Raw genomic sequence first — 25353 nt, 5'->3', positions numbered from 1 at the left:
CAAGGGAGTTTTAAATGAGTGACATACTGATTATCGAAGATGAACCGGTTCTGAATGAGAACCTGAACCAATTTCTCAGTAGCAAAGGCTATCAGGTAGATTCGGCCGACTCCAAAGCAACGGCCAAAGCATTACTCGCTGAGCATCTGTATGATGTGATTCTGAGTGATATGCGTCTGCCCGATACTAACGGCACCGAACTGATAGAGCATATCAAAGAGGTCGCCCCCTCCAGTATCATTCTGGTAATGACCGCGTATAGCTCGCTAGAAACTGCCCTGGACGTTTTTCACTGTGGTGCGCATGATTACATCATCAAACCCTTCCCTCTGCAGGAGATAGAGCACAAAGTAGCCAACGCCCTGCAGTACAAACAATTACTGAATGAAAACGCCAACCTGCGTAACAGGCTGCATCAGGATTCAGAAAACCTTGAGATGCTGGCAGGCAGCAGCCCTCAGATCTGTGAGCTGCGGCGTCTGATCAACAAAGTCGCTATTACCAATACTAACGTTCTGATTCAGGGGGAAAGTGGTACAGGTAAAGAGCTGGTAGCTCAGTCCATACATCTGAAATCCCAGAATGCAGAGGGCTTATTTGTCCCGGTTAACGTTGCTGCTATTCCCGATGGCCTGGTGGAAAGCTATCTTTTTGGTCATATTAAGGGGTCATTTACCGGTGCCAATCAGACCCGTGAAGGGGCTTTCCGGATGGCCTCGGGCGGCACACTGTTTCTCGACGAAATTGGCGAGATGCCGCTGCAGATTCAGAGCAAACTGCTAAGGGTACTGGAAGATAGCCAGGTTTATCCGGTGGGCAGCGACACGTCGGTGCCGGTTGATACCCGGATTATCTGCGCCACCCACCGGGACCTGGAACAGATGGTTGCCGATGGCGAGTTTCGTGAAGACCTCTGGTATCGTCTCAATGTGGTTAACCTGCAGACTCCGCCATTGCGTGAACGGATGGAAGATATTCCGGCGCTGGTGTCACTGATTCTGAAACGACTCAAGGTTGAGCTGAAACGACCGGTCATGGATATCGACAATGATGTAATCCACCACCTGATGAATCAGCCCCTGAAGGGCAATGTCAGGGAACTCAAGAACATCCTTGAACGTGCCGCAGTGCTGTGCGATGACAACACTATCCGGGTGAGGGATCTGGCCCTGCAAAACAGTGATCTGGCTAACCTGCAGCTGGATGAAAGCGGCTCTCTTGCCGACCTGAATACCGCCGTGGAGAAGTTCAAGCAACAGCATATTGTCGCCGCCCTGGAAAGCACCGAAGGCTGTCGGGAATCGGCAGCCAGACTTCTTGGATTATCGACAGCAACCCTGTACCGGCAACTCGATAAACTGGGATTAAAAGGCTATGTAGCCCGTTCTTCCAAAAGTGTTATAGGCCCAATTCCATCCGGTGATGAAAAATGAATCAGCCCCAGATACCGGAGCAGGATCCTCCGGCCACCAACCTGCCCTCACAGCAGGTTTCAAGCAGCTCACAGAACAACCGTCTGATCGCTCATCGTGAATCGGATCTGCTGCGCACCTTTACTCTGCTCAGCTTTATTACCATTGCTCTGATAAGCCTGGTAGGTGCCTTCACCCTGACCAATATTGTCACTATGCGCATGTTGCAGGAAGAAGCCAGAGTGACCCAGCAGTTTATTCAAAGTGCCGCCGGAACAGAACGACTGCCTGACCGTCCCTATCAGGAGGACTTCCTCAATAATAAGCGCTGGCTGGCGGGCTATCTGCAACGTATCGGGCGACTGCCCAATACGCCGCTGGTTAAGATCTACTCACCGGATATGGACGTCGTCTGGGCGACCGATCCCAACCTGATCGGTTTGTCATTTACCGATAACCCTGAGCTTGCCCGGGCATTTACAGGTGATCTGATCTTCAAACAGGAGGATGTTAACGAGCTGAACGAAGCAAACGATAAAACGGATCTTGCCTACTTTGCCCACTCCCTTGAACAGGTCATTGAGATATACATCCCTCTGTTCAACTCAGATCAGAGTAAGGTGGTCGCTGTCGTAGAGCTATACAAAACCCCGGACGAACTCTTTCACAGCCTGTACGAAATCAAACTGTTCATCTGGTCTGGCGCACTGATCGCTGGAACCATTCTGTTTATTGTGTTGTTTTCCATCGTCCGTAAAGCCAGCAAGACGATGAAACGTCAACGACAGGCCATTGTTGAATCTGAAGCACTGGACACCATCGGCGAGATGACCTCGGCGATGGCCCACGGTATCCGGAATCCCCTGGCCTCGATTCGCTCCAGCGCTGAACTGGCACTGCTGACCCCCACCAGTGCGCAGAAAATGTCAGAAAACATTATCACCTCAGTCGATAAACTTCAGGAGTGGATCGGAGAATTCATTCAGTTTACTGAAACTGAATCCCGCTTTGACAATCAGGTGGTAGTGTTTGACCGTCTGGTTGAGGAGAGCCTGCAACTGATCAGTGAACAGGCTAATCGTCAGAGTATTATTATTGAGTTACTGCCATTTGAAACCTACGCACCGGTTAATGGAGACCCGGCCCTGCTGCGTCAACTGCTGGGAATCATTCTGGATAACTGCCTCGAGGCGATGCCTGATGGCGGCATTATCACCGTACGCCAACAACATCACGACAAACATCATCTGCGTCTCGATATTGCTGACAATGGTGTGGGCATTTCGGAAGATCAGCTGAAGAACGTATTCCGTCCCTTCAGCAGCAATAAAAAGCATGCGCTGGGTCTTGGCCTGATGATGGCGCAAAGAATTGCCATGCATCACAGCGGACACCTTGAGCTGACCAGTAAGGAGGGCGAAGGAACCACGGTATCGGTGATCTTACCTACGGTATCCAGCCTGCGATCCAAAGTTCTGGTCATTGATGACGAACACACGTTCGCTGCCAATCTGAAAGCCTATCTGGAACAGTATGAGTTTGTTGTAGAACTGACTGAAACGGCGAATGAGGGACTGGCAAGAGTTGCCAGTTGGCAACCCGATATCGTGCTCACAGAGATCCGTATCAGTGATATGGATGGTATCAGCCTGTGTCAGGAGATTCTTAAGCGGCATGCCCGAACGACTATCATCGCCCTGACCGGACAAGCCAATGATAAACGGGATCAGAAACGCGACCTGATCACCCGGCTTCAGAACGCCGGGGTGCGTAAAGTGATGACGAAACCACTGCCTTTAGCGGATATCCGCACCGTACTTGAGCAGGCTAAATCCAGCAGTTACTTTGCATCTCAAAATTGATAATGAGGGCCGGTATTGAGCATCAGAGCTGCGATAAAAAAAGGAATTATTACTACTATTGAAAATAAAACAGCTATAAAACATAAAGTTAACATTTCAGGAATAAGTATTGCTTTATGTATTAACCATTAACAATAAGCGCTGGATCCTGCCCCTGTGGCAGGATCAGAAACAGGGCTCAAAAGCAAAGTGTAAGTTATAAAAGCAACAAGACGACAATAAGTATTCTCAGGTGTACCGAAACGGAGTTCCGGTACGACTGTAAATCATTCGGGGGGATGATCAGCTACGAGACAATTGGCGGACAGTGATATGACATCAACAATTTTGATTATTGATGAATCACCTTCTAACCAGCAGAAATTATTTACCTGGCTCAGGCCTACCCGAAATCATTTATCTTTTGCCAGTGATTGCCATTCGGCCATGAAGATATTGCGACGGGAACAGCCTCAACTGATAATATTTTCGGCTGAATTGACCAATATATCTCCACAACGGCTGGTTCGTAAACTTCATGCCAGGGCGCCGATGGCAAAGCTGATTGCAATTTTATCAGCCACCGCCAGCCCCGCAGCAGCCCCCGAGTTTGTGCAACAGGTAAGTGACTTTCTGATTGAACCACTGTGTCAGGAGGAGGTGCTTATCAATGTTTCACAACTACTCAGACTTCAGCGTCTGAGTATGGAAAATGACTACCTGAGAGAGGAGCTGGCGTTTTCATCGCTGGCAGCACACTGGCACTCAACGGGGGAGTATTGCCATGAACAGAAAACAGATCAGATCGTTACTCACAAAACCGGTTAAAACAGGGCTGACAGTGGCTGCATTAACCGTGCTATCCACCTCATTACTCCAGGCCCATGAAGCAAGCCAGCACGGACAGGCAATGGAGATGAACAGCGAAGACAGCCACGCGCAACATAAAGCGATGATGGCTGAGATGAACATGGATCACAGTGCACATGACAGTCACGCAATGGCCACTGAGGGAGAGGACCCTCATGCTCATCACAAAGCGATGATGAGTAACATGGCGGGGAAAGACCAGGTACAGCGCAGCAACCATGACTATAAAGCCCCACACCTGACCATGCTTAATCAGAATGGCGAACCGGTTGCGATTGATAAACTGCTGAATAGCGACAAGCCCGTGCTGGTCAACTTTATCTTCACCACCTGCCCGACAATCTGCCCGGTTCTCAGCTCAACATTCTCAATTGTCAACCGGGAACTGGCTGGGGCGGAAGACCTTAGCATGATCTCAATCTCGATAGACCCGGAAGAGGATACCCCAGAAGCATTGCAGCGTTACGCAAAAAAATTCGAAGCGCGTGATAACTGGAGCTTTATAACCGGCTCAGTAGAAGACAGTATTCAACTGCAAAAAGCCTTTGATATCTATCGGGGCAGTAAAATGAACCACGAGCCCGTCACTTATCTGCGCGCCAGTGCTGATAAACCCTGGACCCGGCTCGATGGCTTCCCCAGCAGTGAACAGCTGGTCAGTGAGTACCACCATATGAAGATGGGCCACTGATCATCCCCATGTCTGTCATTAACGCCTTACTGAGTGCAGCGTTTGTTGTTGTCATAGGCTGCCTGCCCCTCACCGGGCAGGCCGGGCAGGCTACCGTTCAGGCAGAGTCAGCATCTCCTCAGCCAGACATTGAACAACTGACACCTGACTCAGCAACTGAGGCGGGCTTGGCAAATCAATTTGCACGAAATCAACCCTCCGAGGGGCGTTCACTGTTTATGACCGGCCGACCATCGGATGGCTCCTCAATCTCAGTACTCAGTCAGGGACAGTCTCTACCGGGGGAACTGTTTGCCTGTGCTAACTGTCACCGCCACAGCGGTCTGGGTACCAGCGAAGGCGGCTATCAGGTTCCCGATATTACCGGCCCAACACTGTTTGCGCCGATAGAGGTAAAACAGAGAGAACTCTACGCTGAGCGCACAGAGGGTTTTTATACCCGTCCCGCTTATACCCGGGAGACCCTGCGAATGGCAATCACCCAGGGGATCAGTTCGACAGGCAAAACGCTGAGTAAAGTGATGCCCCGTTATCAGTTAAGCGACGCCCAGACCGATGCATTGATTAACTACCTCAACACACTGGATTACTCTGCCCCACCGGGCGTCAGTGCTGATAACCTTCAACTTGCAACTATCGTTACGGATGACGTTTCTGCAGAGGAAAAGCAGGCGCTTCTCAGCACTCTGAATCAGTTTATTAAAGAGAAAAATGCCCAGACCCGGCATGAGGTACGGCGGGTAAAATATTCCCCCTGGCATAAAGACTGGCAATACGATAACTACCGCCACTGGGAACTGAATCTATGGGAATTACGGGGCGACCCGTCAACCTGGTTCGCCCAGTTGCAACAGTATTATGACACCAACCCGGTATTTGCAGTTGTCGGAGGTGCCAGCCATCAGCGCTGGGCGCCCGTCAGCGCATTTTGTGAAGCTCAGGCCCTGCCCTGCCTGTTTCCCAATACCGATCTGCCGCCTGACACACCTGGCCATTACAGCATCTACTTCTCAGCCGGTATGAACCTGGAAGCCCGCCGGGTAATCTACTTCCTGAAGCAGCATAGCCGCTACAACAGGGTTATTCAGGTGACAGGCGAGGACATTCGCTCAACGGTTGCAGCAAAGACGCTGGCACACAGAGTGAACTCGCTATCCCATGCGCCTGTTGCAGAGACTATGACTTCAGAGACTATGACGCTTTCTGCATACCTCAACAACCCCTCTCGCACTTCTGAGAATAGCGCCAATACGCTGTATATTCTCTGGCTTACCGGACCTGAACTGAAAAAGCTACCGGCGCATTCCGGCCTGACCGATGCAACAGTCATTCTCTCCTCGACACTGCTGAATCGTCAGTTGGATCAGATACCCGAATGGCTAAGCGAGCAAAGCTGGCTGCTCCACCCCTATAGCCTGCCCGGCAGCACTAGCCAGAGAATCCGCAGCAAAACCTGGCTATATGCCCGGGGCATTGCAACCCCCTATGAGAGGTTACAATCCAACACCTACCTGGCACTGAGCGTTCTGACTGAATCGATGATGCATATCCGCAGCAATTTCTCTCAGGACTACCTCATTGAGCGCATCGAACATATGTTAGAGAACAGCCCGGAAACCTCTGTATATCAACGCCTTACTCTTGCGCCAGGACAGCGCTTTGCATCAAAAGGCAGTTATCTTATCCCCCTCAAAAAGCTCGACGGTTCTGCAGAAGAAACACGTCAGTACTGGGCCGCGCCAGAGCGATAAAGGTTCGAGCTCAGCTTTTTGCAATATTAAGAAATTCCCCCTCCCTGCTCTGTCTCAAATGAGAGAAACAAAGTGTTACTTATAGGCAACACTCTCTAGTCCTACCAAAGAAAGCAATACAACACACTGTTTTTAAAGAAGTTAAAAAAATAATTTCCGTACATGGTGCACTTTTTGCGTAGTAACTTGCCAAGGCTAACCTTATTCACGTCGCAGTATCGGGACATTTTTTGCTAGCCGACATTACGATGATTCATAAAAAGAGAACGACAAGAGGGGGTTCGACGCCATGTCTTGTTTCAAAAAGTTAAAGCGACAATGCGGTGATGGAGCACACAAGGCAGCGATAGGCTGCTCTCTGCTTTTCGCCAGCTTTCTCGCTGTTTCACCGGTGCAGGCTCAGACAGTTAACATTAACGTGGTAACACCTGATCCTGCGAATCCTGATAATTTCCTGCCCGTGGATGGCTTCCGCTGGCTGATCGAAGAGGATAACACCTGGAACATAAAGCCAGGCGTTGCAACTGGAAATACCCTTGCCACAGGCTTCCATAGCAGCCATTCACCGGTCATCGCGAAAGGTGAATCGGCAATGGGGAATCAATCGCCGGTCAGCTCACCTGATCTGGACCCGGCAAAACGCTACTTCCTCAGCGTAACCCCCCACAGCGGTTATACCATTGGTGGAGCAGAAATTAACGAGGGCGCCACTGATGTTCAGGTGGTTGTAAACCCTTTGCCACTGCCCACTGCGCAGTTCTCTGTTTTAGTGTTTGAAGATTTCAGCCCGATCAATGGCGCTCCGGATCTCCCAGAAGAGAACCCTGCCACCAGCATCAACCCCTCACGGATTAATGAGCCTGACGGTGGTCACTTTGATCCAACTCAGTTCCGGGTGCTGGTAGAAGAAGCAGGTGGCCGTTACGGTGCCACCGGTGGTCCGGTCACTCAGGACGCTTTCGGCAACCCCCTGGGTACTGAGTATCAATACGATGCTCAGGGAAATGCTGTGCTTGACGTCGATGGCTCTCCCATTATTGTGTCACTGGGGGATGGCATCATCCACCCAGGAGCGGATGGCTACGTCGTTGTTAAAAACCTGCCACCGGCAAAATATGGGGTTATCGTTACGCCGCCTACAGGCAAAGGCTGGATTCAAACCTCCACCATCGAAGGTACCGCGGTGATTGATGTCTGGCCTGCGGCGAATGAACCCTCCTACTTTGTTGAGTTCGGTCCTCCCGGGTTCCACGCCTTTCTTGGTTTCACCAAGCAGGTTGAAGATACTGCTTACAAAACCGATAACGCGGGTACCGCAACCATTACCGGCCAGGTGGTTAACAACCATATGTCCCGTCCACCCGAGCTGGCGTTCTATAACGGCGATCCTACACCGGGCTGCTGGGTCGGTCTGAACCGGGCGCCTAATCTGAGCGCTATTGATGTTCAGCCCTGTAATGACAACAGCGAGTTCACTTTCAGCAATGTACCTGCGGGCGACTATACCATTGCGATCTGGGATACCAACCTCGATATTGTTATCGCGCAGAAGAATGTCACAGTACCTGCAACTCCGAACACGCTGGTTGATCTGGCTGAACTGCCGGTTTTCAACTGGTTTGCCCGCTTGAGCGCCGGTATATTTAACGATGAAAACCAGAACGGCTTCCGTGATCCGGGCGAAACAAATCTGGGAGCTGATGCCTCGGCGGTTAATCTGCGTTTCCGTAACGGTACAATCTACCAGTCCTTCCCCATCGATACTGAAGGTGAAGCACCGTTTGACGAGGTGTTCCCATTCTTCCACTGGCTGGTAGCCGAGGTCGACTTTGCCACCCTGAAAGCAACCGGGGTGACCTACGTTGTTGATAACGGCGGTGAAGTACGCCCCGATGCGGGCTGGGATGATCCAACCTTCGACAAGCTCAATCCACAGCCTCAGTTCTGTACTCAGGCACGTATTGATGTCGCCGCAGATATGGGCGATACCGCCTGTATTGGAGCAACCGCTGGTGACCCAGCCATTAACCCAAATACCGGTAACAACCTGTCAACCACCCTTCAGGGGCAGATTCTGACACTGGGGATGCAGGATTTCCTTGGCCAGACCAACCGCCTGGAATTTGGTAAGAGACACTACCCTGACGGCGAAAACGGTGGTATCTCAGGTATTATCTACTACGCCATTACCCGGGCAGAAAATGACCCCCGTTTTGCCGTAGGTGAAGAGTGGGAACCGGGTATCCCAAGGGTGCAGGTTAACCTCTATAAAGATGCCGAAAATGATGGTCTGATTGATACCGCTGGCGGTGGTAATGCCCCGCGTGTTAACGGCGTTTCTCAGCATACACCACCAGATATTGATCTCTACCCATTAGGTAACTTCCCCGGACCAGAGGACACCGACCGTAACGGTAACGGTAGCTTCGATTTCGGTGATGCAATTCAGGTCACCTATGCCGATAGCTGGGATGATTCCAATCCCACAGCCTGCCAGGGAGATAGCTTTACCGCACACCCCGAGCTTGCGCCGAATGGTGATTTCACTACCGATTGCTATGATGGTCTGCGTAACTTTAACCAGATTACCAACGGTGTATTCGATGGAGGTTATGCCTTCAGCGATCTGCAAAAGGGAGCCTATATCGTTGAGGCGGTTCTGCCGGCTGGATATGAGCTGGTGAAAGAGGAAGATCGTAACGTAGATTACGGCGATACCTATGTACCAGCTCCTCTTCAACTACCACCTGAGTGTATTGGTGACAATCACACAGTACCACCGTATATGAGCTATCTGACCGATGCTAATGGTGCCCCTCTGGTAACCGGTTCGACTCCGGATGCGGCTCCATTTGCAGGCCAGACCCGCCCTCTGTGTGACCGTAAATCAGTACTGCTGACAACCGGTAAAAACGCTGCAGCGGACTTCTTTATGTTCACCGATGTGCCAATCGCCGCGCATGTTGTCGGTGGTATTCTGGATGATACTGCCAACGAATTTGACCCTAACTCACCCAACTTTGGTGAGAAATATGCGCCACCATGGCTGCCAGTCTCATTCAAAGACTGGACCGGCCGTGAAATTCTGCGTACCTATTCCGATGAATGGGGTCACTTTAACGCACTGCTACCTTCCACCTATTCGGTTAACCTGCCGATGCCTACTGGCGTATCACCTAACATGCTGACAGCATGTATGAACGATGCCAGTCCGATCTTTAATCCGGCAACCGGCAAACTGGAAGCAGATCCATTCCATGACCCACAATACAGCCAGTTCTGTTATACCTTCCAGTATATGCCTGGCTCAACCACCTATCTGGATACCCCGGTTGTTCCTGTAGCAGCTTTCGCAGGTCCAAACCAGTTTGCCCTGGATTGTGCACTGCCAACGCAGACTCCCGGTATCTTAACGGTAACCAGCAATAATGCATCAACGGGTCCGGCTGTGAATGTCGGCGATACCGTCACAATTACCTCTCAGGGCATCGTTCAGGTACCAAACCCAGAGTTTGATGGAACCGCTAACACGACGAAAACAATTGCCCGTGATTATGGCTTCGGCACATCCGGCACCTTAACCCTGGGTGGAACCCCCATTACCAATGCAATCTGGAGCAACGAAACAATAACCTTCGATGTGCCTGCAGACGCATCAACTGGTCAGTTGGAAATCACCAGCGCTACCGGAGAGAAGTCTGTTAACTCCGTTACGCTGAATATTCTTGCACCGGGTGAATCCGTTACCACTGTCTATCCAACCAACAACCTGTCCGGTACTCCGATTCAGGATGCTATCGATGCAGCGAATCCAGGCGATCTGATTCTGGTCTCTCCTGGGGATTACCATGAGCTGGTCATTATGCATAAGCCGGTTCGTCTGCAGGGCTTCGGTGCGGCATCAACCACAATCAATGCGGTACGTGCACCTGCACTCAAACTGCAGAACTGGCGTGATAAGGTTTATCAACTGGCTGTTGATCTGGCCTTTGACCTGCTTCCAGGTCAGACATTGGGTGGACTGAATATCGTCGACCAGGTGCCTATCTTCGGTACTGAAGAGGGTCCTGCTATTCTTGTCGTAGGTAATATCGGTGAATATGCAGGTAACCAGTCACGTATTGATGGTCTGGGTATCACCGGTGCCATCGATGGTGGCGGTATCTTTGTCGGTGGCTATGTAGATAACCTCGAGATCAGCAACAACAAAGTCTACACCAACTCCGGTAACTTCGGTGGTGGTATCCGTGTTGGTTACCCTGATCTGGTAACCACGGTTAACGATGCATCGGTTCATGTTGATGCTCAAAACAACAATATCAATATCCACAACAACCAGATCAACCAGAACGGCGGTAACGGCGGTGTCGGTGGCGGTGTAGCTCTCTATACCGGCAGCGATAACTATCAGATCACCAGCAACATGCTCTGCGGTAACTTCAGCATGGGTTCCGGTGCAGGTATCGGCCATCTGGGTCTGAGCAACAACGGTGTGATCGCCAACAACACTATCGCTTACAACCAGACCTTTAATCAGGGTCTTGAGGTACACGGTGGTGGTATCTACATCGCAGGTAAAGAGGGTCTGGCCAACGCTGTTGGTGGTGTTGCTCAGACTCCGGGATCTGGTTCCGTACTGGTCGAAGGTAATATGATCATGGGTAACCAGGCCGGTGCCGGTAGCGGCGGCGGTGTCAAACTGAGCTTTATTAACGGCGCCGACGTTGAAGCGAACCCTGCAACCAGCAGCCTGTGGCACAGCATCAAGCTGTATGACAATATTATCGTTAACAACGTCGCCGGACGTGACGGTGGTGGTGTCTCTATCCATGACGCCAGTGCAGTTAGCATAGTGCACAACACTATTGCTTATAATGACAGCACGGCAACCACAGCGTTGGTGATGAACCCAGCTCTGGGTACCAACAGAGAGTCCAGCCCACAACCGGGTGTAGGTGTTGCTTCACACCGCCACACTGCAGAACTGGCAGCAGTATCAGGTCAGAGCTTTTCTGATCCGGAGCTGGTGAACAATATTATCCTGCGTAACCGTAGCTTCTATTGGTTTATCAATGGTGCCAATGCACCTCAGACCTTTGGTCTGGTACCCGATATAGCTGGCGGTGATGCTCCAGTGTATAGCGATATTGCGGTTGTAGATGACCCCGCTTTGAGTCTGCATCCGCGAAACTCTCTGCTGACCAAAACTTATGAAAACAATGCATATGCAGGTAACGGCAATCAACTGGCAAAAACTAAACATGTGATCTTTACCGATCCTCTTGCCAATGGTCAGCCTGGTCAGACCCTGATGCAGCAAGAGCAGACAACCAGCCTCAACATTGCTGCTGCCCTGGATGAAGGCGGAAACTTTATCGATATCCGCTTCGGTCCTCTTACACTGGATCCGACGCTTCGAGGCAACTACCGCCTTGCAGACAATCGTCTCAATTTAGCTATTAACAACGGTCTGGCAGATGTTTTGACTGGCAATGTTAATCTGGCTAATGATTTCTACGGTACTGCACGATTCTATGGCAGTGGCCCCGAGATCGGTGCAGAAGAAATTGCAGCTGAAGCCAATCCCGTGGCTGTAGACGACGTAATTGAGATAGGAATTGCAGGAACCCTAGGAGATCTTCAGGCATTTACCCTGAATATCAATTACCTGCTGAACAATGACATCAATGATCTTGGCTGGGGCGCTTCAGTTCCAGTTCTAGGTAGCGAAACAGGTAATGGTTCACTGAGTTGGAATGAGACTAATGCAAATCAGTTCACCTTCCGTACTCCTACTGGACCTGAGTCTGTTGGTCAGTTCAGCTTTCAGTACAAGGACTCGGCAAGCCCGCTAACAAATGCAGCGACGGTTACGCTGAATAAAGATATCTCAGTAATGCGAGCTATCACGGTTCTGCAGGATAATGGAGATTACTTGTGGCGTATCAACGGTTGGACAACATTCCCTCCAGGAACCGATGTTCGCCTCTACATGAATGGCAACGCAAGTGGTACGCCATTCGCTACTTGGAATTTGGGTGGCGGTGTTGGTCGCTGGATCTATTCAGTCGATCAGGGTCCTGACCCAACCGGGGTTACCGAAGTGAGCGTGCGAATAGGTAACCGTAAACTTATGCATATCCCACTGGAAATCCGATAACAGTCACTGCGGCCGGCCCGGCCGGCCGCACCCTGACAGGTATCAGCTCAAAAGTTAAAGGAGCGAAACCATGAACAAGAAAGCAATCAGTCTGATGGTCAGAGCTGTTATTGCCGGTGCGATGATCAGCTGCGCCGGCCTGGCCAGCGCAACCGTCTATACACAGTGCCCCGGTGACCTTAACGGCGATGGGGATAATATTGATGCAGGTGAAGACTCTACGGTTAAATGTATGCACCTGTCCGGTGGTGATGGCTATATCAAAATGGCCGATGATCGCCCAATGTATATGTTTGGCTTTGGTAATATGACCGGTGTACCCGACGGACAAGTAATGTCTGAAGGTGTGCTGAGTGCTGAATTTCCTGCACCCAGTATCGACCTGAAGGAGGGGCAACCCTTCTACCTGACCCTGTCTAACGTGGGGATGGTGATGCGGCCCGACCTGTTTGACCCACATACTGTACACTTCCACGGTTTTCCCAACGCTTCATCGGTGTTTGATGGGTTGCCGGATACCGGAATAGCTATCAATATGGGGGCCAGCCTGACCTATTACTATAATGTTCAGGACCCTGGTACCTATATGTATCACTGCCACGTTGAGGCAACCGAGCATATGCAGATGGGTATGCTGGGTAACCTGTATGTGCATCCTAAACAGGATGGCACCCCCATTGAGTATCCTGCTGCTTCCGGACGTATTTTCGACAAATTTGTCTACAACGATGGTGATGGCTCTACCGGTTACGATGTTGAAGTACCGATTCAGATCGGTTCTTTCGACTCCCGTTTCCACGATGCCAGTGAGGGGGTTCAGCCCCTGCCCTTCGCAGAGATGGAGGATAACTACCCGATGATGAATGGCCGGGGCTACCCCGACACCGTGATTCAGGGATCGCTGCCCTCTGTCGACAGCTATCTTGATCCTGGCATTCCATTCAAACCCGGTCGCCAGACACAACGGGTATCGACCCATATCGAGGCAACTCAGGGCGAAAAAATTCTGTTAAGGCTTTCCAACCTGAACGTTACTCGCTTTTACTCACTGAATACGCTCGGCATTCCGATGCAGGTGGTGGGCATGGGTGCCAAGCAGCATATCAGCCCCGATGGTAAAAAACTGTATTACAAAACCAACTCGGTCACCCTTGGTGGCGGTGAGGCGATTGATGTGCTTCTGGATACGGCCGATGTCGCTGCCGGTAAGTATTACCTCTACACAGGTAACCTCAACTACCTGAGTAACGGTGATGAAGATTTTGGCGGGATGATGACTGAAATCATTGTCAACTGAGTCTGAGCAGGCAAGGAGAATTATCATGAAACTATTACGCAGCTTTGCCGCACTGACCAGCGCGCTGGTGCTTTCAGCCACCAGCCTGACGGTGCAGGCAGAGATCATGGGTATCGAGGGTACTACCACCGATGGCCACCAGAAAACCTTCAACCTGGAAGCCGCAGCCGCAGCCATCAGCACCCCTGACGGCGACAACCTGCTGATCTGGGCCTACGGTGACCTGGATAATGCAGCAACTGAAGTGCAATATCCCGGTCCCACTATCATTGTCCATGAAGGTGATGCGGTCACCATTAACCTGACCAATACCGATATCGCCGAGCCGGTGTCAATGGTATTCCCAGGCATGCAGAATGTTGCAGCCGTGGTATCCAATGATCTCAATATTGATGGCAGTACAGACCGTGTTGTACTGACAGAGGAGGCTAGTATCGGTGAAACGGTGACTTACAGCTTTACTGCAAGTAAACCCGGAACCTACCTTTACCACAGTGGCTCCAATCCTGACCTACAGGTGGAAATGGGGCTGAGCGGGGCTCTCATCGTTCGCCCTGCGACCAACCCGGATAGCCAGGCATACAATAATGCCGACTCTGCCTATGATCACGAGTATCTCTACTTCCTGACCGAAATGGATACCGCTATCCATCAGGCCGTGGATCTGGGTCTGCAGCCTGATACCAGCAACTATCACGCGGTACTGTGGTTTATGAATGGCCGCAACGGCCCTGACACCATGTTCGATCATAATGTTGCCTGGATGCCTCATCAGCCCTACGGCTCTCTGACACGGATGCATCCGGGTGAGAAAGTCCTGTTGCGGATTATCGGTGCCGGCCACGATATGCACCCGCTGCATACCCATGGTAACCACTTCCTGCAGATCGCCCGTGATGGTCAGGTGCTGACCAGTGATCCGGCCAATGCTGCCACCGTCGGTGCTGATCTGGCATTTGGTGACTATACGCAGCAGGTTCTGCCAGGCGCCACCTATGATGCAATCTTCGAGTGGACCGGCAGAAACATGGGCTGGGATATTTACGGTCACACCGCGGGCGATGGATCACTTTGCAACGGTCAGGAGACCGCCAGTGATTCAACTGACCCTGTTAGCTTTGAGGATTGTCGCTACCACAATGCTCCGATTCCCGTTGATCTTCCTGAAAACCTTGACCTGACCTTCGGTGGTTTCTACAGCGGTAGTCCATATCTGGGCTCGATGGAATCCCTGCCTCCTGGTGAAGGCGGTCTGAACCTTAACGGTGGCCTGTTCTTTATGTGGCACTCCCACACAGAGAAAGAGCTGGTCAACAACGATATCTTCCCCGGCGGCATGATGACGATGCTGATTGTTGAACCACCTGGCGTACCAATCCCATAGGGTTGGCATCAGAGAATTAAGGAAAAGGAGTCTTATTATGAATATCCTGAGACACTCCGCTTTGCTAATCGGATCCCTGATGCTGACATCTGGTTCGATTCAAGCGGCAACCTACGACCTGTGCGTAGGCGAAACACAAACAAACATTCCATCGGTACCACTCGCCGTGCGTATGTGGGGATATGGAATTGATACCGGCGGAACCTGTAACGCGACGGTACCAGGGCCTCAACTGGATGTACCCGTGGGTGATTCTACGCTGACGATTAATCTGCGTAACACCCTGCCCAACGATGCCACATCGGTGATGGTTCCGGGTCAGGGTCTACCCTCAGTTGGCGGAACGCCTGTGACCTTCACAGATCCACAGGGACGGGACAGAATTCGTTCTTTTGTCGCTGAAACGGCCCCGGGAACCACCGGCGTGTATACCTGGAACAACATTAAACCCGGTACCTACCCTTACCAGTCCGGGACCCATGTTCAGGTTCAGGTCCAGATGGGGTTGTATGGGGCGATGATCCATAACGAAGCCGCAAATACTGCCTACCCTGGCGTCACCTACGATCAGGATAAGGTGCTGATCTATAGCGCCATCGATCCTGTATTGCATGAAGCAGTCAACAACGGCGAGTATGGCGCTAATTGTGCTAATCCAGCTCTCAATCCTGCTACCGGGAATTATGAGTGTGCGATGACAAGTACTGTCGTCTATAAGCCAAAATATTTTCTGGTCAACGGGGCAACCTACAATGTTGGCAGTTTACCTGAAGATATCGGTCCGGCCGGCACTACCACGCTGCTGCGGATGATCAATATGAATCTTGACACCCTCGCACCAATGCTGCTGGGCGACACGATGGATCTGGTTGCAGAGTCTGGCTACCCCTACCCCTATCCTCGCCGCCAGTATTCGGTGAATCTGGCACCTGGACAGTCAAAGGACGGGTTGGTTACCTTAGGTGAAGGTTCTACGAAACTGTCGCTGTTTGATCGTCGACTGAACACCACTATTGCCGGTGGTGTAGGTGGTGGTCTGGTAAACAAGTTCATCGTTTCCGGAAATGCAACTACCGGTGACCCTCTCTACTACTTTTCCATGTTTGCTAACCTCACACACAGAAACGGTACGACCGTTGTGGGTGGTTTAAGTGTCGAGAACCGTGACGTTGTAAGCTTCAATCCGGCAACCGGAGCCTGGGCTATGGTGCTGGATGGCTCCCTTTACAACCTAGTGGAGGCATCAGATGGCACAACTATGGCAAATATCGATGCACTGCATGTCTACGCTGATGGCCGGATGATGTTGTCTTTCAGTGAACCCGTAACAGTACCCGGTATTGCCACAACTGTTGATGATTCAGATTTGGTATTGTTTGATCCGTCTAATTTAGGTAGTGAGTTCAGCATTGCCTACACAGGAGCAGAACTTAACCTGACTACAGATTCAGAAGATATTGATGCACTAAGTATTGATGTTAATGGAGATCTGCAGATATCAACAGCCGGTTCTGCAATTGTCCCGGGTATTTACGGCTCAGCTAAAGATGAAGATGTAATGCGCTATAGCCAGGCTACCCATACCTGGGCAATCATGTTTGATGGCAGTGATCTGAGTAGTGACTTTATTGCAGGTACAGCAAATATTGATGCTCTGACACACCCTGATGCTAATAAGTTGTTATTCAGCATTGCTGGTAACCAAAGTCCCTTGGCTGGGGTACTGAACACCACTGATGCAGATATTCTCCTATACAGTGGCAGCTTCGGGCTTAACAACACTACCGGTCTGCTGGAGACACGCCTGGATATGTCTGTTGCAAGCAGCTTACCTGTATATGCCGATATTGCTGCGATGAGTTGGAGTAGTGGCTTACCCTACGTTAACAGCGCACCGATTACCGGTAACGATGTTTACAGTCTGGATCTGCGCCTGAATTCAACGCTAACGGTTGCTGCTCCTGGAGTATTGGCTAACGATACCGATCCTGATATGAGCACACTTTCTGTTCAGGCCCAATCAATAGCCACGACATTAGGAGGCACCCTGAATATCAGCGCTGACGGTAGTTTCATCTATACGCCTCCAGCCATTACTTCAGGAACCGATACAGCCACCTATATGGCTGATGATGGTTTTGGTGGTGTAACCTCAGGCAACATTACTATCAATGTTGATACAAGTGCTCCACCGGTTAATGAGCCTCCAGTTGTAGTGCTTGATCAGGTCTCTACTCTGATCAACACCCCAGTAGTGATCAATATTCTGGCCAACGATACTGATAATACCGGCAACATTGATCCGGCTAGTGTAATAATCGTCAAAGATCCAACACAGGGAGGTATCATAACTGATATTAACCCGCTGACAGGTGAAGTAACCTTTACCCCAGCGCTCAACTTTGTCGGTACTGACATATTCAAGTACAGAGTCAGAGATGACAGCGGGCAGATATCTCTTCTAGCAAAAGTTAGAATAAACGTCATAAGTAACTAACCCCCCAGCAAGCAGAGTCCAGGAAGGATAGCTGTTTGCCAAAGGGGAGCCATCAGGCTCCCCTTTTTTTGTTTTAAATCAGCAGGGTCATATTCTCATATTTAACAAAAATCCCCCTGGTCTTGTGTCGCAAATGAGAGAGACAACAGAACATACCACCCGCCAACATAATGTCTCCAAAAGCATACACAGCCAAGCATTTGATTTAATTTAACTTTTAAAGAATAAGTTTCAATACGGCCTGTAAATTGCTTAATAATTAATACACTGTCTGTAATGGAATTGGAGACAGTCCAAGATTAATCAATGGGGGAGGAAAAGCGATGAACAGCTTTTTCAGAATCAACATGCTTCATTCGCTGAAAATACTATTACTCTGTTTTGCAGTGCAGTTTCTTCAGCCAGCGGTCGCAGCCGGGATTTTACCTGAAAATGTGCAGGCAGAGCTTGAACAGCAGTGGGGTATCCGTGTCATCTCTCTGCGTCAGTCTGCCGCGGGCTATATGCTCGATTTTCGTTACAAAGTGACAGATCCGGTCAAGGCTAAAAAAGTGCTGGACCGGTCAATCAAACCGCAACTAATCGTTACCAGTACTGGCAATCACCTGCAGGTGCCGGCTCCTTCAAAGATTGGACCTCTGCGTCAGTCTTCCAGAGAACCCAGAGCTGATACCAACTATTTCATCTTCTTTGCCAACCCCCGCCGCCAGGTAAATATCGGTGATGAGGTCAGTATTCAGATTGGCAAACTTGAAATACCCGGATTGAAGGTCAGCAACAGCTGAAGTTGGAGAGATCTGCATGAAGACTAATTTGAAGCCTTTGCTGAAACCCGCCTTTTTCTCTGCAACGCTGCTCTTTTCGGTACTCAGCCATGCGGCCGTTATTTCAGAAGAGTTACAACTGCAGCTGGACGCTACCGGAAGCTTTGACCCGGTACCCATTATATTGCAATTTAACGATCAGAACAGCAGCCAGCAAACCCTGCGGCAGATTCGCAAAGCGATTCGTCAGCAACTCAAAACTGACACTCAGCTGAGTAAAACGGAAAGAAGGCAGCTGCGCAGGCTGTTACGCTCTGAAGTGATTCAGTCGCTTCGGGCACAGCTGATAAACTCACGAAAACAGCTCGACCCTTTACTGGATTTTTCTGCTCAGGGGCAGATTAAAGACCTCTGGCTGATCAACTCCGTAGCACTGACCCTGCCCGCCTATATGGTTGAAGCGCTATCACAGCTGCCCCAGGTCGCTTCTCTGAGAGCAGATCTGCTAACCGCCGCACCAGGGCAGGCTTATACGCCACCTTCAACCCCGGAATGGAATGTCAGCAGTATTAATGTTCCCTCTCTCTGGAGTCAGGGAATTACCGGGGATAATATCGTTGTTGCCATCATTGATAGTGGCGTTGATGGTGAGCACCCGGATCTGACAGGACGATTTCGCGGCGGCAGCAGCGACTGGCTCGATATGCATAGCAGCAGTACCACCCCCATTGATGGCTTTGGTCATGGCACCAACGTGACCGGCCTGATTCTCGGAGGAGACAGTTCCGGTACCGCGCTGGGTATGGCACCGAATGCACAGTGGATCGCCGCCAGGGTTTTTGATCGTACCGGTTATGGTTCTCTCAGTGACCTGCATGCGGGTTTACAGTGGGCACTAGATCCCGATGGGGACCCCAGCACCGATGATGCCCCCGATATTGTCAATAACTCCTGGGGGTTATACGGCACGCTTGGAACCTGCAATACCGAGTTTCAGGCGGATATACAGGCTCTGAAAGACTCAGACATTGCCGTTACCTTTGCCGCTGGCAACTCTGGCCCCTATAGCAACAGCAGCTTGAGTCCTGCGAACCTGCCGGGGATTATGTCGGTGGGTGCCCTGCAACAAAATCCGGATGGTTCCTTGGTGGTTGCCCGCAGCAGTAGCCGGGGCCCCTCTCCCTGTGATGCAAACGCAGTATTCCCAACCGTTGCAGCACCTGGCATTGATGTTCAGACCACCGGGATGTCCTACGGTAGCGGCCAGCCTTATACCGAGTGGGTCGGTGGCAGCTCGTTTGCAGTAGCCCATGTTTCCGGTGTAATGGCACTACTGAAAAGTGCCGTGCCCACGGCAACGGTGGCTCAACTTGAACGGGCAATTAATGAGACCGCCACCGATATTGATATCTCAGGTCCAGATGATAATACCGGCTACGGGCTGGTAGATGCTCAGGCAGCATACGTGCGCTTACTTGAACTATCTAAACCAACCAATACAGCCCCAATAGGAATAGCGGATCAGTATAGGGTGCGTGAATCTGAAAAACTCTTTGTAACGACGAAAGACGGTGTTCTCAGTAACGACTACGATGCTGATCAGGATAGCTTAACCGCCCACCTGATCCGACCACCGTTAAAAGGCACCCTGAAGCTGAACAGTGATGGAAGTTTCTATTACAAAAATAGACAGGATGCTCATTTTGATACCTTTGTCTATGTCACCAGTGATGGTCAGACCTATAGTGAAGAGACTACAGTAACACTCAAGATTATCTCCGACGATCATAAAGACCACAAAAAGGAAAAAGAGAAAGAGAAAGAGAAACACGATAAATATGAAAAACATAAACATAAACATAAACACAATACTGCACCGAAAGCGGTAAAAGATCGGATCCGGGCTGAAAAGAATCACACAGTGATTATCAATATTCTTGATAATGACAGAGATGCTGATGGCAATATCGATCCGGCAAGCGTCAGAATAGTTCGACAGCCCAATAAAGGAGGCACTGTTTCTGTCAACATTGATGGCACGGTTGCCTATAGGCCAGCCGACAATTTCAAAGGACGGGAAATATTCAGATACCGTGTATGGGATAAAATGCAGAAACGCTCTAACCCTGCAACAGTGGTTATACGCGTAAAATAGAGATATAAATGAGGTTGCAGCTGGCAGTGAGCCCGCTGCTTATAACGGATGCTGAAAACCGGGGGGTTACCAGCAGATGACGACAAACAGCTCAACTTCCGGCCTGTTTACTCAGAGGTTTCGGGGGATCATTGCGGCACTATCCAGCGCTCTCAGCTGGTGGTTTGGCCAATTAGGCCAGATGCTGCCCGCCAGAATCCGGGCGGGATGGCAGCAGGACAGCTTTAGTCTGATTCTGGAGCTACAGGATCAGCAACTTAGCATCAGTGCTGGCCAGCAGCACTGGATGCTCCCGTCACCATGGGAGAAAAGTTCACTGCCCGAGACGTTAAAACAGGTGATTGCGAAAGCTCAGAACGCAACCCTGTGTCTGGCTGATGACATGATTCTGCAGACCCGTGTCAGCGTGCCCCGCAACGCCCGCGACTATATCGACAATGTCGTGCGCTTCGAGATGGACCGTCTGACCCCCTTCAGGGCTGACCAGGTATACTTCGATACCGGCCCCGTTACCGATGAACCGGGAAAAGAGCAATGTCATACAGAGTTATATCTGATCCCTAAAGAGCAACTTCAGACTATTCTCAATCAACTGGAGCAGCTGGGCATCGCTCCTGACAGGATCATACCTCAGGGGTTTCTCAACCAGCATGACAGCCACCTTAACCTGCTGCCTCAATCCGATGAAGCATCTCTCCGTTCCCGTTACCTGCGTTTTCAGTTTGCGCTGGTGAGTCTTAATCTGCTGTTACTGATTACCGCCGTCAGTCTGCCACTGGCGCAGAAACAGACTCAGATAGAACAACTGACTGAAGCGGTCGCCCAGTTGCGCAGCCAGGCCGAAGAGGTGTTTCAGATTCGCGATGAACGACAGACGCTGTTCCAACAACAGCAGAACTATGTCGATATAAAACAGCAACAAAGTTCGGTACTGTCACTGATCGACGAACTGACCCGGTTGTTACCCGATGAGGTATGGTTGAACAGGATGTCGATGCAGGGCAGATCCCTGCGCATTCAGGGCGAAGCAGACAATGCATCTGAGCTGATCGCTCTGCTGCAAAACTCAGGCAAACTCACCGATGTCAGTTTTTTCTCACCGGTCACTCAGGACCCCCGCACGGGTAAAGAGCGTTTTATGATCTCAGCCAGGCAGAGCCCGGGAGAAAGCCATGCAGCTCAATAAACAGCAGCAACGTTATCTGGCTCTGGGGATACTGGCAACGGTGCTGACTCTGCTTTACCTGCTGGTCATCGGCCCGGTTATCAGCCGCTATCAACAGGCGAATGATCAGATCGAAACCCTGACATTTCAGCTGCAACGCTACCAGAATCTGAATAACAGCCGCCCCAACGAGGAAGCATTACTACAGCAGGTGAAACAGGACTCCCCATTAAGGCCCTACTTTCTGGAAGGCGAAACCCGCTCGGTGGTGTCCGCGAAATTACAGCAGCATCTGAAGCAGCTTGTTGCCCGCACTGGCGGCCAGATCGTCAGTACACAGGGGCTTCCTGCAGAACAGAGTGGCGATCAGTTACTGCGCAGCATCACCCTGAAAGTTCAGTACAAGGCGGGCATCGATGAACTGAAAGAGTTACTGTTTGCTCTGGAAACCAGCAAACCCGGACTCTATGTCGAGGACCTGAGCATAAGCTCCGCCCCGATACGAACCTCCAGTTACGCCCGCAGGCAGGTATTGCCACCACTGGATATCCGCTTTAACCTCACGGGCTACACCACCGGCAGGGAGACGTTATGAACACAGTCCGCTACCTGACCCGGCTAACCCTGCTGCAACTGGGTGTAATGGCAATATTAACCGCTATTCTTAGCGCTCAGTTCATGATGCCGGTTGCTGAGCCAACACAACTGTCAAATGAGCAGCTCTCCGAGCCTTCATCGCTTCCAGAGCTACCATCAATTGCGGAACCCGATCTGCAGATCGATCAGTTTCTCGAGATCAGTGAACGGCCACTGTTTTACTCCACCCGTAAACCCCAGGAGATCAGCACTGCGATGACCGCTATCCGCAGACCGGACCGCACACCAGAACAGGACTGGATACTCACAGGTATTATTATCAATGGAGAGGATAATGTGGCCCTCTTCAGCGCTATCGGCAAGAAGAACTATGAGTCGCTGAGAAGCGGGATGAAGCTGAGTGACTGGACACTCGATGAGATAACGCCGGATAGCGTCACGTTTAGTAATGATGGACGTAAAATTGAAATGCCTTTGATTAAACCTGCAGCCCCCTCGCAGGCAGGGCGCAGCAGGTCCTCCTCTCTTTTTATGAATCAGAGTCAGTATGGCAAAGTCGTGCGCCCGTTGGATAACCAGTAGCAGGAGAGTTTGATGAACAATATATCTATTTGGAAAGTTATACCGCTGCTGGTCACCCTCTCAGGTCTGACAGGATGTAACAGCTCAGCCATCTATAAAGATGAAGGACTGACCCCAAAGCAACCCGTTGGCCAGATTATTCACCAACGCAATCAGGACCGAAATAGCGCGGCAGGAGCCAATAATACAACTGGCGTGGCTATGCAACAGAATCAGGGCAGCCCCTCCTCTGTCCCGGAGCGACAACGATTTGAGCTGGTGTCCGAAGCCCGGCCGATGATAACCCAGAGCCAACCGGCGTCCACGGGTAGTGGCGAGGGAAATATCACCCTCAATTTTAACGATACGGATATCCATGAGGTGGCAAAAACCATTCTCGGGGATATTCTGAACCGCAACTATGCGATTAATGACGCTGTCAATATCAGGGTGTCGCTGCACACCAGTCAGCCCCTGAATCGCGATGCCCTGATCCCCACCCTCGACTCACTGCTGTTTATGCATGGTGCGGTACTGCGGGATAACGGCCACCTGATTGAGATCATGCCCAAGAGCAACACCCTGGCCGGCGGCGCTCCACAACTGAAACTGCAGAATGATCAGGGCTTCCAGACGCTGGTAACACCGCTACGCTATATCGCAGCCAAAGAGATGGAAAAAATTCTCAAATCGGTGGCATCAGAGGGTGCCCGGATCACAGTCGATGAGCCCCATAACCTGCTGCTGATGTCCGGCTCCCGCACCGAACTGAACACCCTGCTCAACACCATTGAGACTTTTGACGTCAACCAGCTGCGGGGCATGTCGATCGGTCTGTTCCGCTTACAGTCAGTGGATACCCGGACAATACTGGGTGAGCTGGAAAATGTCTTTGGTGATAAATCCTCCGGTCCAATGGCGGGGCTGGTTAAATTTGTCCCGATCGAACGGTTGAATACCGTGATGGTGATCACACCTCAGCCGCAATACCTGAAAAGTGCTCAGCAGTGGATCGAGCGGCTCGACCGGATGGACAATCTCGCCAGCACCTCGCTGCATGTGTACAAGGTCAAATACGGTAAAGCATCACACCTGGCCGGCATGCTTGAGCAGCTGTTCTCAGGGCAGCGTTCGAAGTCAGGCAACCAGGGCAGCGGTCCCCGCTCCCCATCCCCGACCACGGCAGCCGCACCAGCAACAGGGACACCCGCCGTGATTTCCAGCCAGGGAACACTGACACCTCTGACCAGTCAGACCTCGCTGAGTAATCTTGGCGAGATCAGTATTATTGCCGACGAAGAGAACAACTCGCTGCTGGTGCTGGCCACCCAGGCCGACTACGGAGTGGTAGAACTGGCGCTACAGAAGCTGGATGTACTGCCTCAGCAGGTTTTGGTTGAAGCCACTATTGTCGAGGTGAAGCTCTCCGGGGATCTGAAATACGGGATCGACTGGTTCTTCAAAAACGGGTTTGGCAACGGCGATACCGGTTATGGTTCCCTTTCTAGTCCACAAAGCGCCAGTGGTTTCAAATATGAGGTGCTGGACCGCCTCAACAATCCGCTGGCCCTGTTGACTGCACTGGCCTCTGACAGCCGCATCAATGTGATCTCCTCCCCCTCACTAATGGTGCTGGATAACCAGTCCGCCTCAATCAAGGTTGGTGATCAGGTGCCTATCTCCACCTCTGAAACCACGAATACCTCAAACAGCAGCGGCAATCTGATCACCACTTCGGTTCAATATCGGGATACCGGTGTACTGCTGGAGGTGACGCCACAGATCAAAGATGGCGGTATGGTGGTACTGGAAATCAATCAGGATGTCAGTGACGCCTCTGTCACAACCTCCTCAGGCATTCAGTCTCCCACCATCAATCAGCGTCAGATTAAAACCACCGTTGCGGTACAAAGTGGCGATACACTGGTGTTGGGGGGGCTCATCAGAGAGAACAAAGATCTGGGAGATGCAGGCCTGCCTGGGATAAAAGATGTACCCGGTCTTGGCTATCTGTTTGGTTCCAAAAGTGAAACCAGCCGCCGTACTGAACTGGTGGTGATGATCACACCGACAGCGATAAAAAACCGCAATCAGGCGCGGGAGGTTACCGATGAGTTTAAGCGGCAAATGAAAGCACTGAAACTGTAACCAGAAGATCGGAGAAGCAGAACTGAAACAGATCAGCACTCAGCAAAAAGCCGGTCATCA

The 25353-nt window shown here is 51.0% G+C and carries 15 protein-coding genes; all 15 read left to right on the top strand.

All coding sequences use genetic code 11. The annotated features are described in order from the left end of the window. Window positions 1-14: 14 nt before the first annotated feature. The 15 genes from BMY09_RS08880 to gspD all read left to right on the top strand — a co-directional run bounded on the left by BMY09_RS08880 (window position 15) and on the right by gspD (window position 25293). Complete coding sequence (locus BMY09_RS08880; protein WP_091356801.1) at window positions 15-1433, top strand: sigma-54-dependent transcriptional regulator; 1419 nt, start codon at window positions 15-17, stop codon at window positions 1431-1433. Beyond that, window positions 1430-3274, top strand: a complete 1845-nt coding sequence (locus BMY09_RS08875) for an ATP-binding protein (RefSeq protein WP_091356799.1) — start codon at window positions 1430-1432, stop codon at window positions 3272-3274. Before BMY09_RS08880 ends, BMY09_RS08875 begins: the two co-directional genes overlap by 4 nt. 312 nt (window positions 3275-3586) lie before the next feature. Next, complete coding sequence (locus tag BMY09_RS22480; RefSeq protein WP_139203166.1) at window positions 3587-4081, top strand: response regulator; 495 nt, start codon at window positions 3587-3589, stop codon at window positions 4079-4081. Further along, window positions 4038-4814: an SCO family protein gene (locus BMY09_RS08865; protein ID WP_091356794.1), complete on the top strand. Its 777-nt coding sequence runs from the start codon at window positions 4038-4040 to the stop codon at window positions 4812-4814. The genes BMY09_RS22480 and BMY09_RS08865 overlap by 44 nt, the downstream gene beginning before the upstream one ends. Window positions 4815-4822: 8 nt before the next feature. Then, the gene (locus BMY09_RS08860; RefSeq protein ID WP_091356792.1) at window positions 4823-6565 is read left to right on the top strand and encodes a c-type cytochrome; all 1743 of its coding nucleotides are present in this window, start codon (window positions 4823-4825) and stop codon (window positions 6563-6565) included. 289 nt (window positions 6566-6854) lie between these two features. Further along, complete coding sequence (locus tag BMY09_RS08855) at window positions 6855-12725, top strand: right-handed parallel beta-helix repeat-containing protein (protein WP_091356790.1); 5871 nt, start codon at window positions 6855-6857, stop codon at window positions 12723-12725. Window positions 12726-12795: 70 nt separating this feature from the next. Then, window positions 12796-14022, top strand: coding sequence for a multicopper oxidase domain-containing protein (locus BMY09_RS08850; RefSeq protein WP_091356787.1), 1227 nt, complete (start codon window positions 12796-12798; stop codon window positions 14020-14022). 25 nt (window positions 14023-14047) lie between these two features. Continuing rightward, complete coding sequence (locus tag BMY09_RS08845) at window positions 14048-15406, top strand: multicopper oxidase family protein (RefSeq protein WP_091356785.1); 1359 nt, start codon at window positions 14048-14050, stop codon at window positions 15404-15406. Window positions 15407-15443: 37 nt separating this feature from the next. Further along, window positions 15444-17903, top strand: a complete 2460-nt coding sequence (locus BMY09_RS08840) for an Ig-like domain-containing protein (protein ID WP_091356782.1) — start codon at window positions 15444-15446, stop codon at window positions 17901-17903. Between the two features lie 323 nt (window positions 17904-18226). After that, entirely contained in the window at window positions 18227-18688 is a 462-nt protein-coding gene (locus tag BMY09_RS08835) for a hypothetical protein (RefSeq protein ID WP_091356780.1), read from the top strand. Window positions 18689-18704: 16 nt separating this feature from the next. Then, complete coding sequence (locus tag BMY09_RS08830; protein ID WP_091356777.1) at window positions 18705-20822, top strand: S8 family serine peptidase; 2118 nt, start codon at window positions 18705-18707, stop codon at window positions 20820-20822. A 76-nt stretch (window positions 20823-20898) separates the two neighbouring features. Beyond that, complete coding sequence (locus BMY09_RS08825) at window positions 20899-22008, top strand: PilN domain-containing protein (RefSeq protein WP_091356774.1); 1110 nt, start codon at window positions 20899-20901, stop codon at window positions 22006-22008. Then, complete coding sequence (gspM, locus tag BMY09_RS08820) at window positions 21995-22582, top strand: type II secretion system protein GspM (protein WP_091356771.1); 588 nt, start codon at window positions 21995-21997, stop codon at window positions 22580-22582. Before BMY09_RS08825 ends, gspM begins: the two co-directional genes overlap by 14 nt. After that, complete coding sequence (locus BMY09_RS08815; protein WP_091356767.1) at window positions 22579-23166, top strand: hypothetical protein; 588 nt, start codon at window positions 22579-22581, stop codon at window positions 23164-23166. Before gspM ends, BMY09_RS08815 begins: the two co-directional genes overlap by 4 nt. 12 nt (window positions 23167-23178) lie before the next feature. Beyond that, entirely contained in the window at window positions 23179-25293 is a 2115-nt protein-coding gene (gene gspD, locus BMY09_RS08810) for a type II secretion system secretin GspD (RefSeq protein WP_175483485.1), read from the top strand. The last annotated feature ends 60 nt before the right edge of the window (window positions 25294-25353 follow it).

The sequence above is a fragment of the Amphritea atlantica genome (assembly GCF_900111095.1).
Taxonomy (GTDB): Bacteria; Pseudomonadota; Gammaproteobacteria; order Pseudomonadales; family Balneatricaceae; genus Amphritea; species Amphritea atlantica.
Note: the sequence above shows the minus strand (reverse complement) of the source record. Positions and strands in the feature narration are given on the sequence as shown.

Bases quoted from the DNA above. Each gene is read 5' to 3' on its own strand.
- BMY09_RS08880 (WP_091356801.1), top strand. From the start codon at position 15: ATGAGTGACATACTGATTATCGAAGATGAACCGGTTCTGAATGAGAAC.
- BMY09_RS08875 (WP_091356799.1), top strand. From the start codon at position 1,430: ATGAATCAGCCCCAGATACCGGAGCAGGATCCTCCGGCCACCAACCTG.
- BMY09_RS22480 (WP_139203166.1), top strand. From the start codon at position 3,587: ATGACATCAACAATTTTGATTATTGATGAATCACCTTCTAACCAGCAG.
- BMY09_RS08865 (WP_091356794.1), top strand. From the start codon at position 4,038: ATGAACAGAAAACAGATCAGATCGTTACTCACAAAACCGGTTAAAACA.
- BMY09_RS08860 (WP_091356792.1), top strand. From the start codon at position 4,823: ATGTCTGTCATTAACGCCTTACTGAGTGCAGCGTTTGTTGTTGTCATA.
- BMY09_RS08855 (WP_091356790.1), top strand. From the start codon at position 6,855: ATGTCTTGTTTCAAAAAGTTAAAGCGACAATGCGGTGATGGAGCACAC.
- BMY09_RS08850 (WP_091356787.1), top strand. From the start codon at position 12,796: ATGAACAAGAAAGCAATCAGTCTGATGGTCAGAGCTGTTATTGCCGGT.
- BMY09_RS08845 (WP_091356785.1), top strand. From the start codon at position 14,048: ATGAAACTATTACGCAGCTTTGCCGCACTGACCAGCGCGCTGGTGCTT.
- BMY09_RS08840 (WP_091356782.1), top strand. From the start codon at position 15,444: ATGAATATCCTGAGACACTCCGCTTTGCTAATCGGATCCCTGATGCTG.
- BMY09_RS08835 (WP_091356780.1), top strand. From the start codon at position 18,227: ATGAACAGCTTTTTCAGAATCAACATGCTTCATTCGCTGAAAATACTA.
- BMY09_RS08830 (WP_091356777.1), top strand. From the start codon at position 18,705: ATGAAGACTAATTTGAAGCCTTTGCTGAAACCCGCCTTTTTCTCTGCA.
- BMY09_RS08825 (WP_091356774.1), top strand. From the start codon at position 20,899: ATGACGACAAACAGCTCAACTTCCGGCCTGTTTACTCAGAGGTTTCGG.
- gspM (WP_091356771.1), top strand. From the start codon at position 21,995: ATGCAGCTCAATAAACAGCAGCAACGTTATCTGGCTCTGGGGATACTG.
- BMY09_RS08815 (WP_091356767.1), top strand. From the start codon at position 22,579: ATGAACACAGTCCGCTACCTGACCCGGCTAACCCTGCTGCAACTGGGT.
- gspD (WP_175483485.1), top strand. From the start codon at position 23,179: ATGAACAATATATCTATTTGGAAAGTTATACCGCTGCTGGTCACCCTC.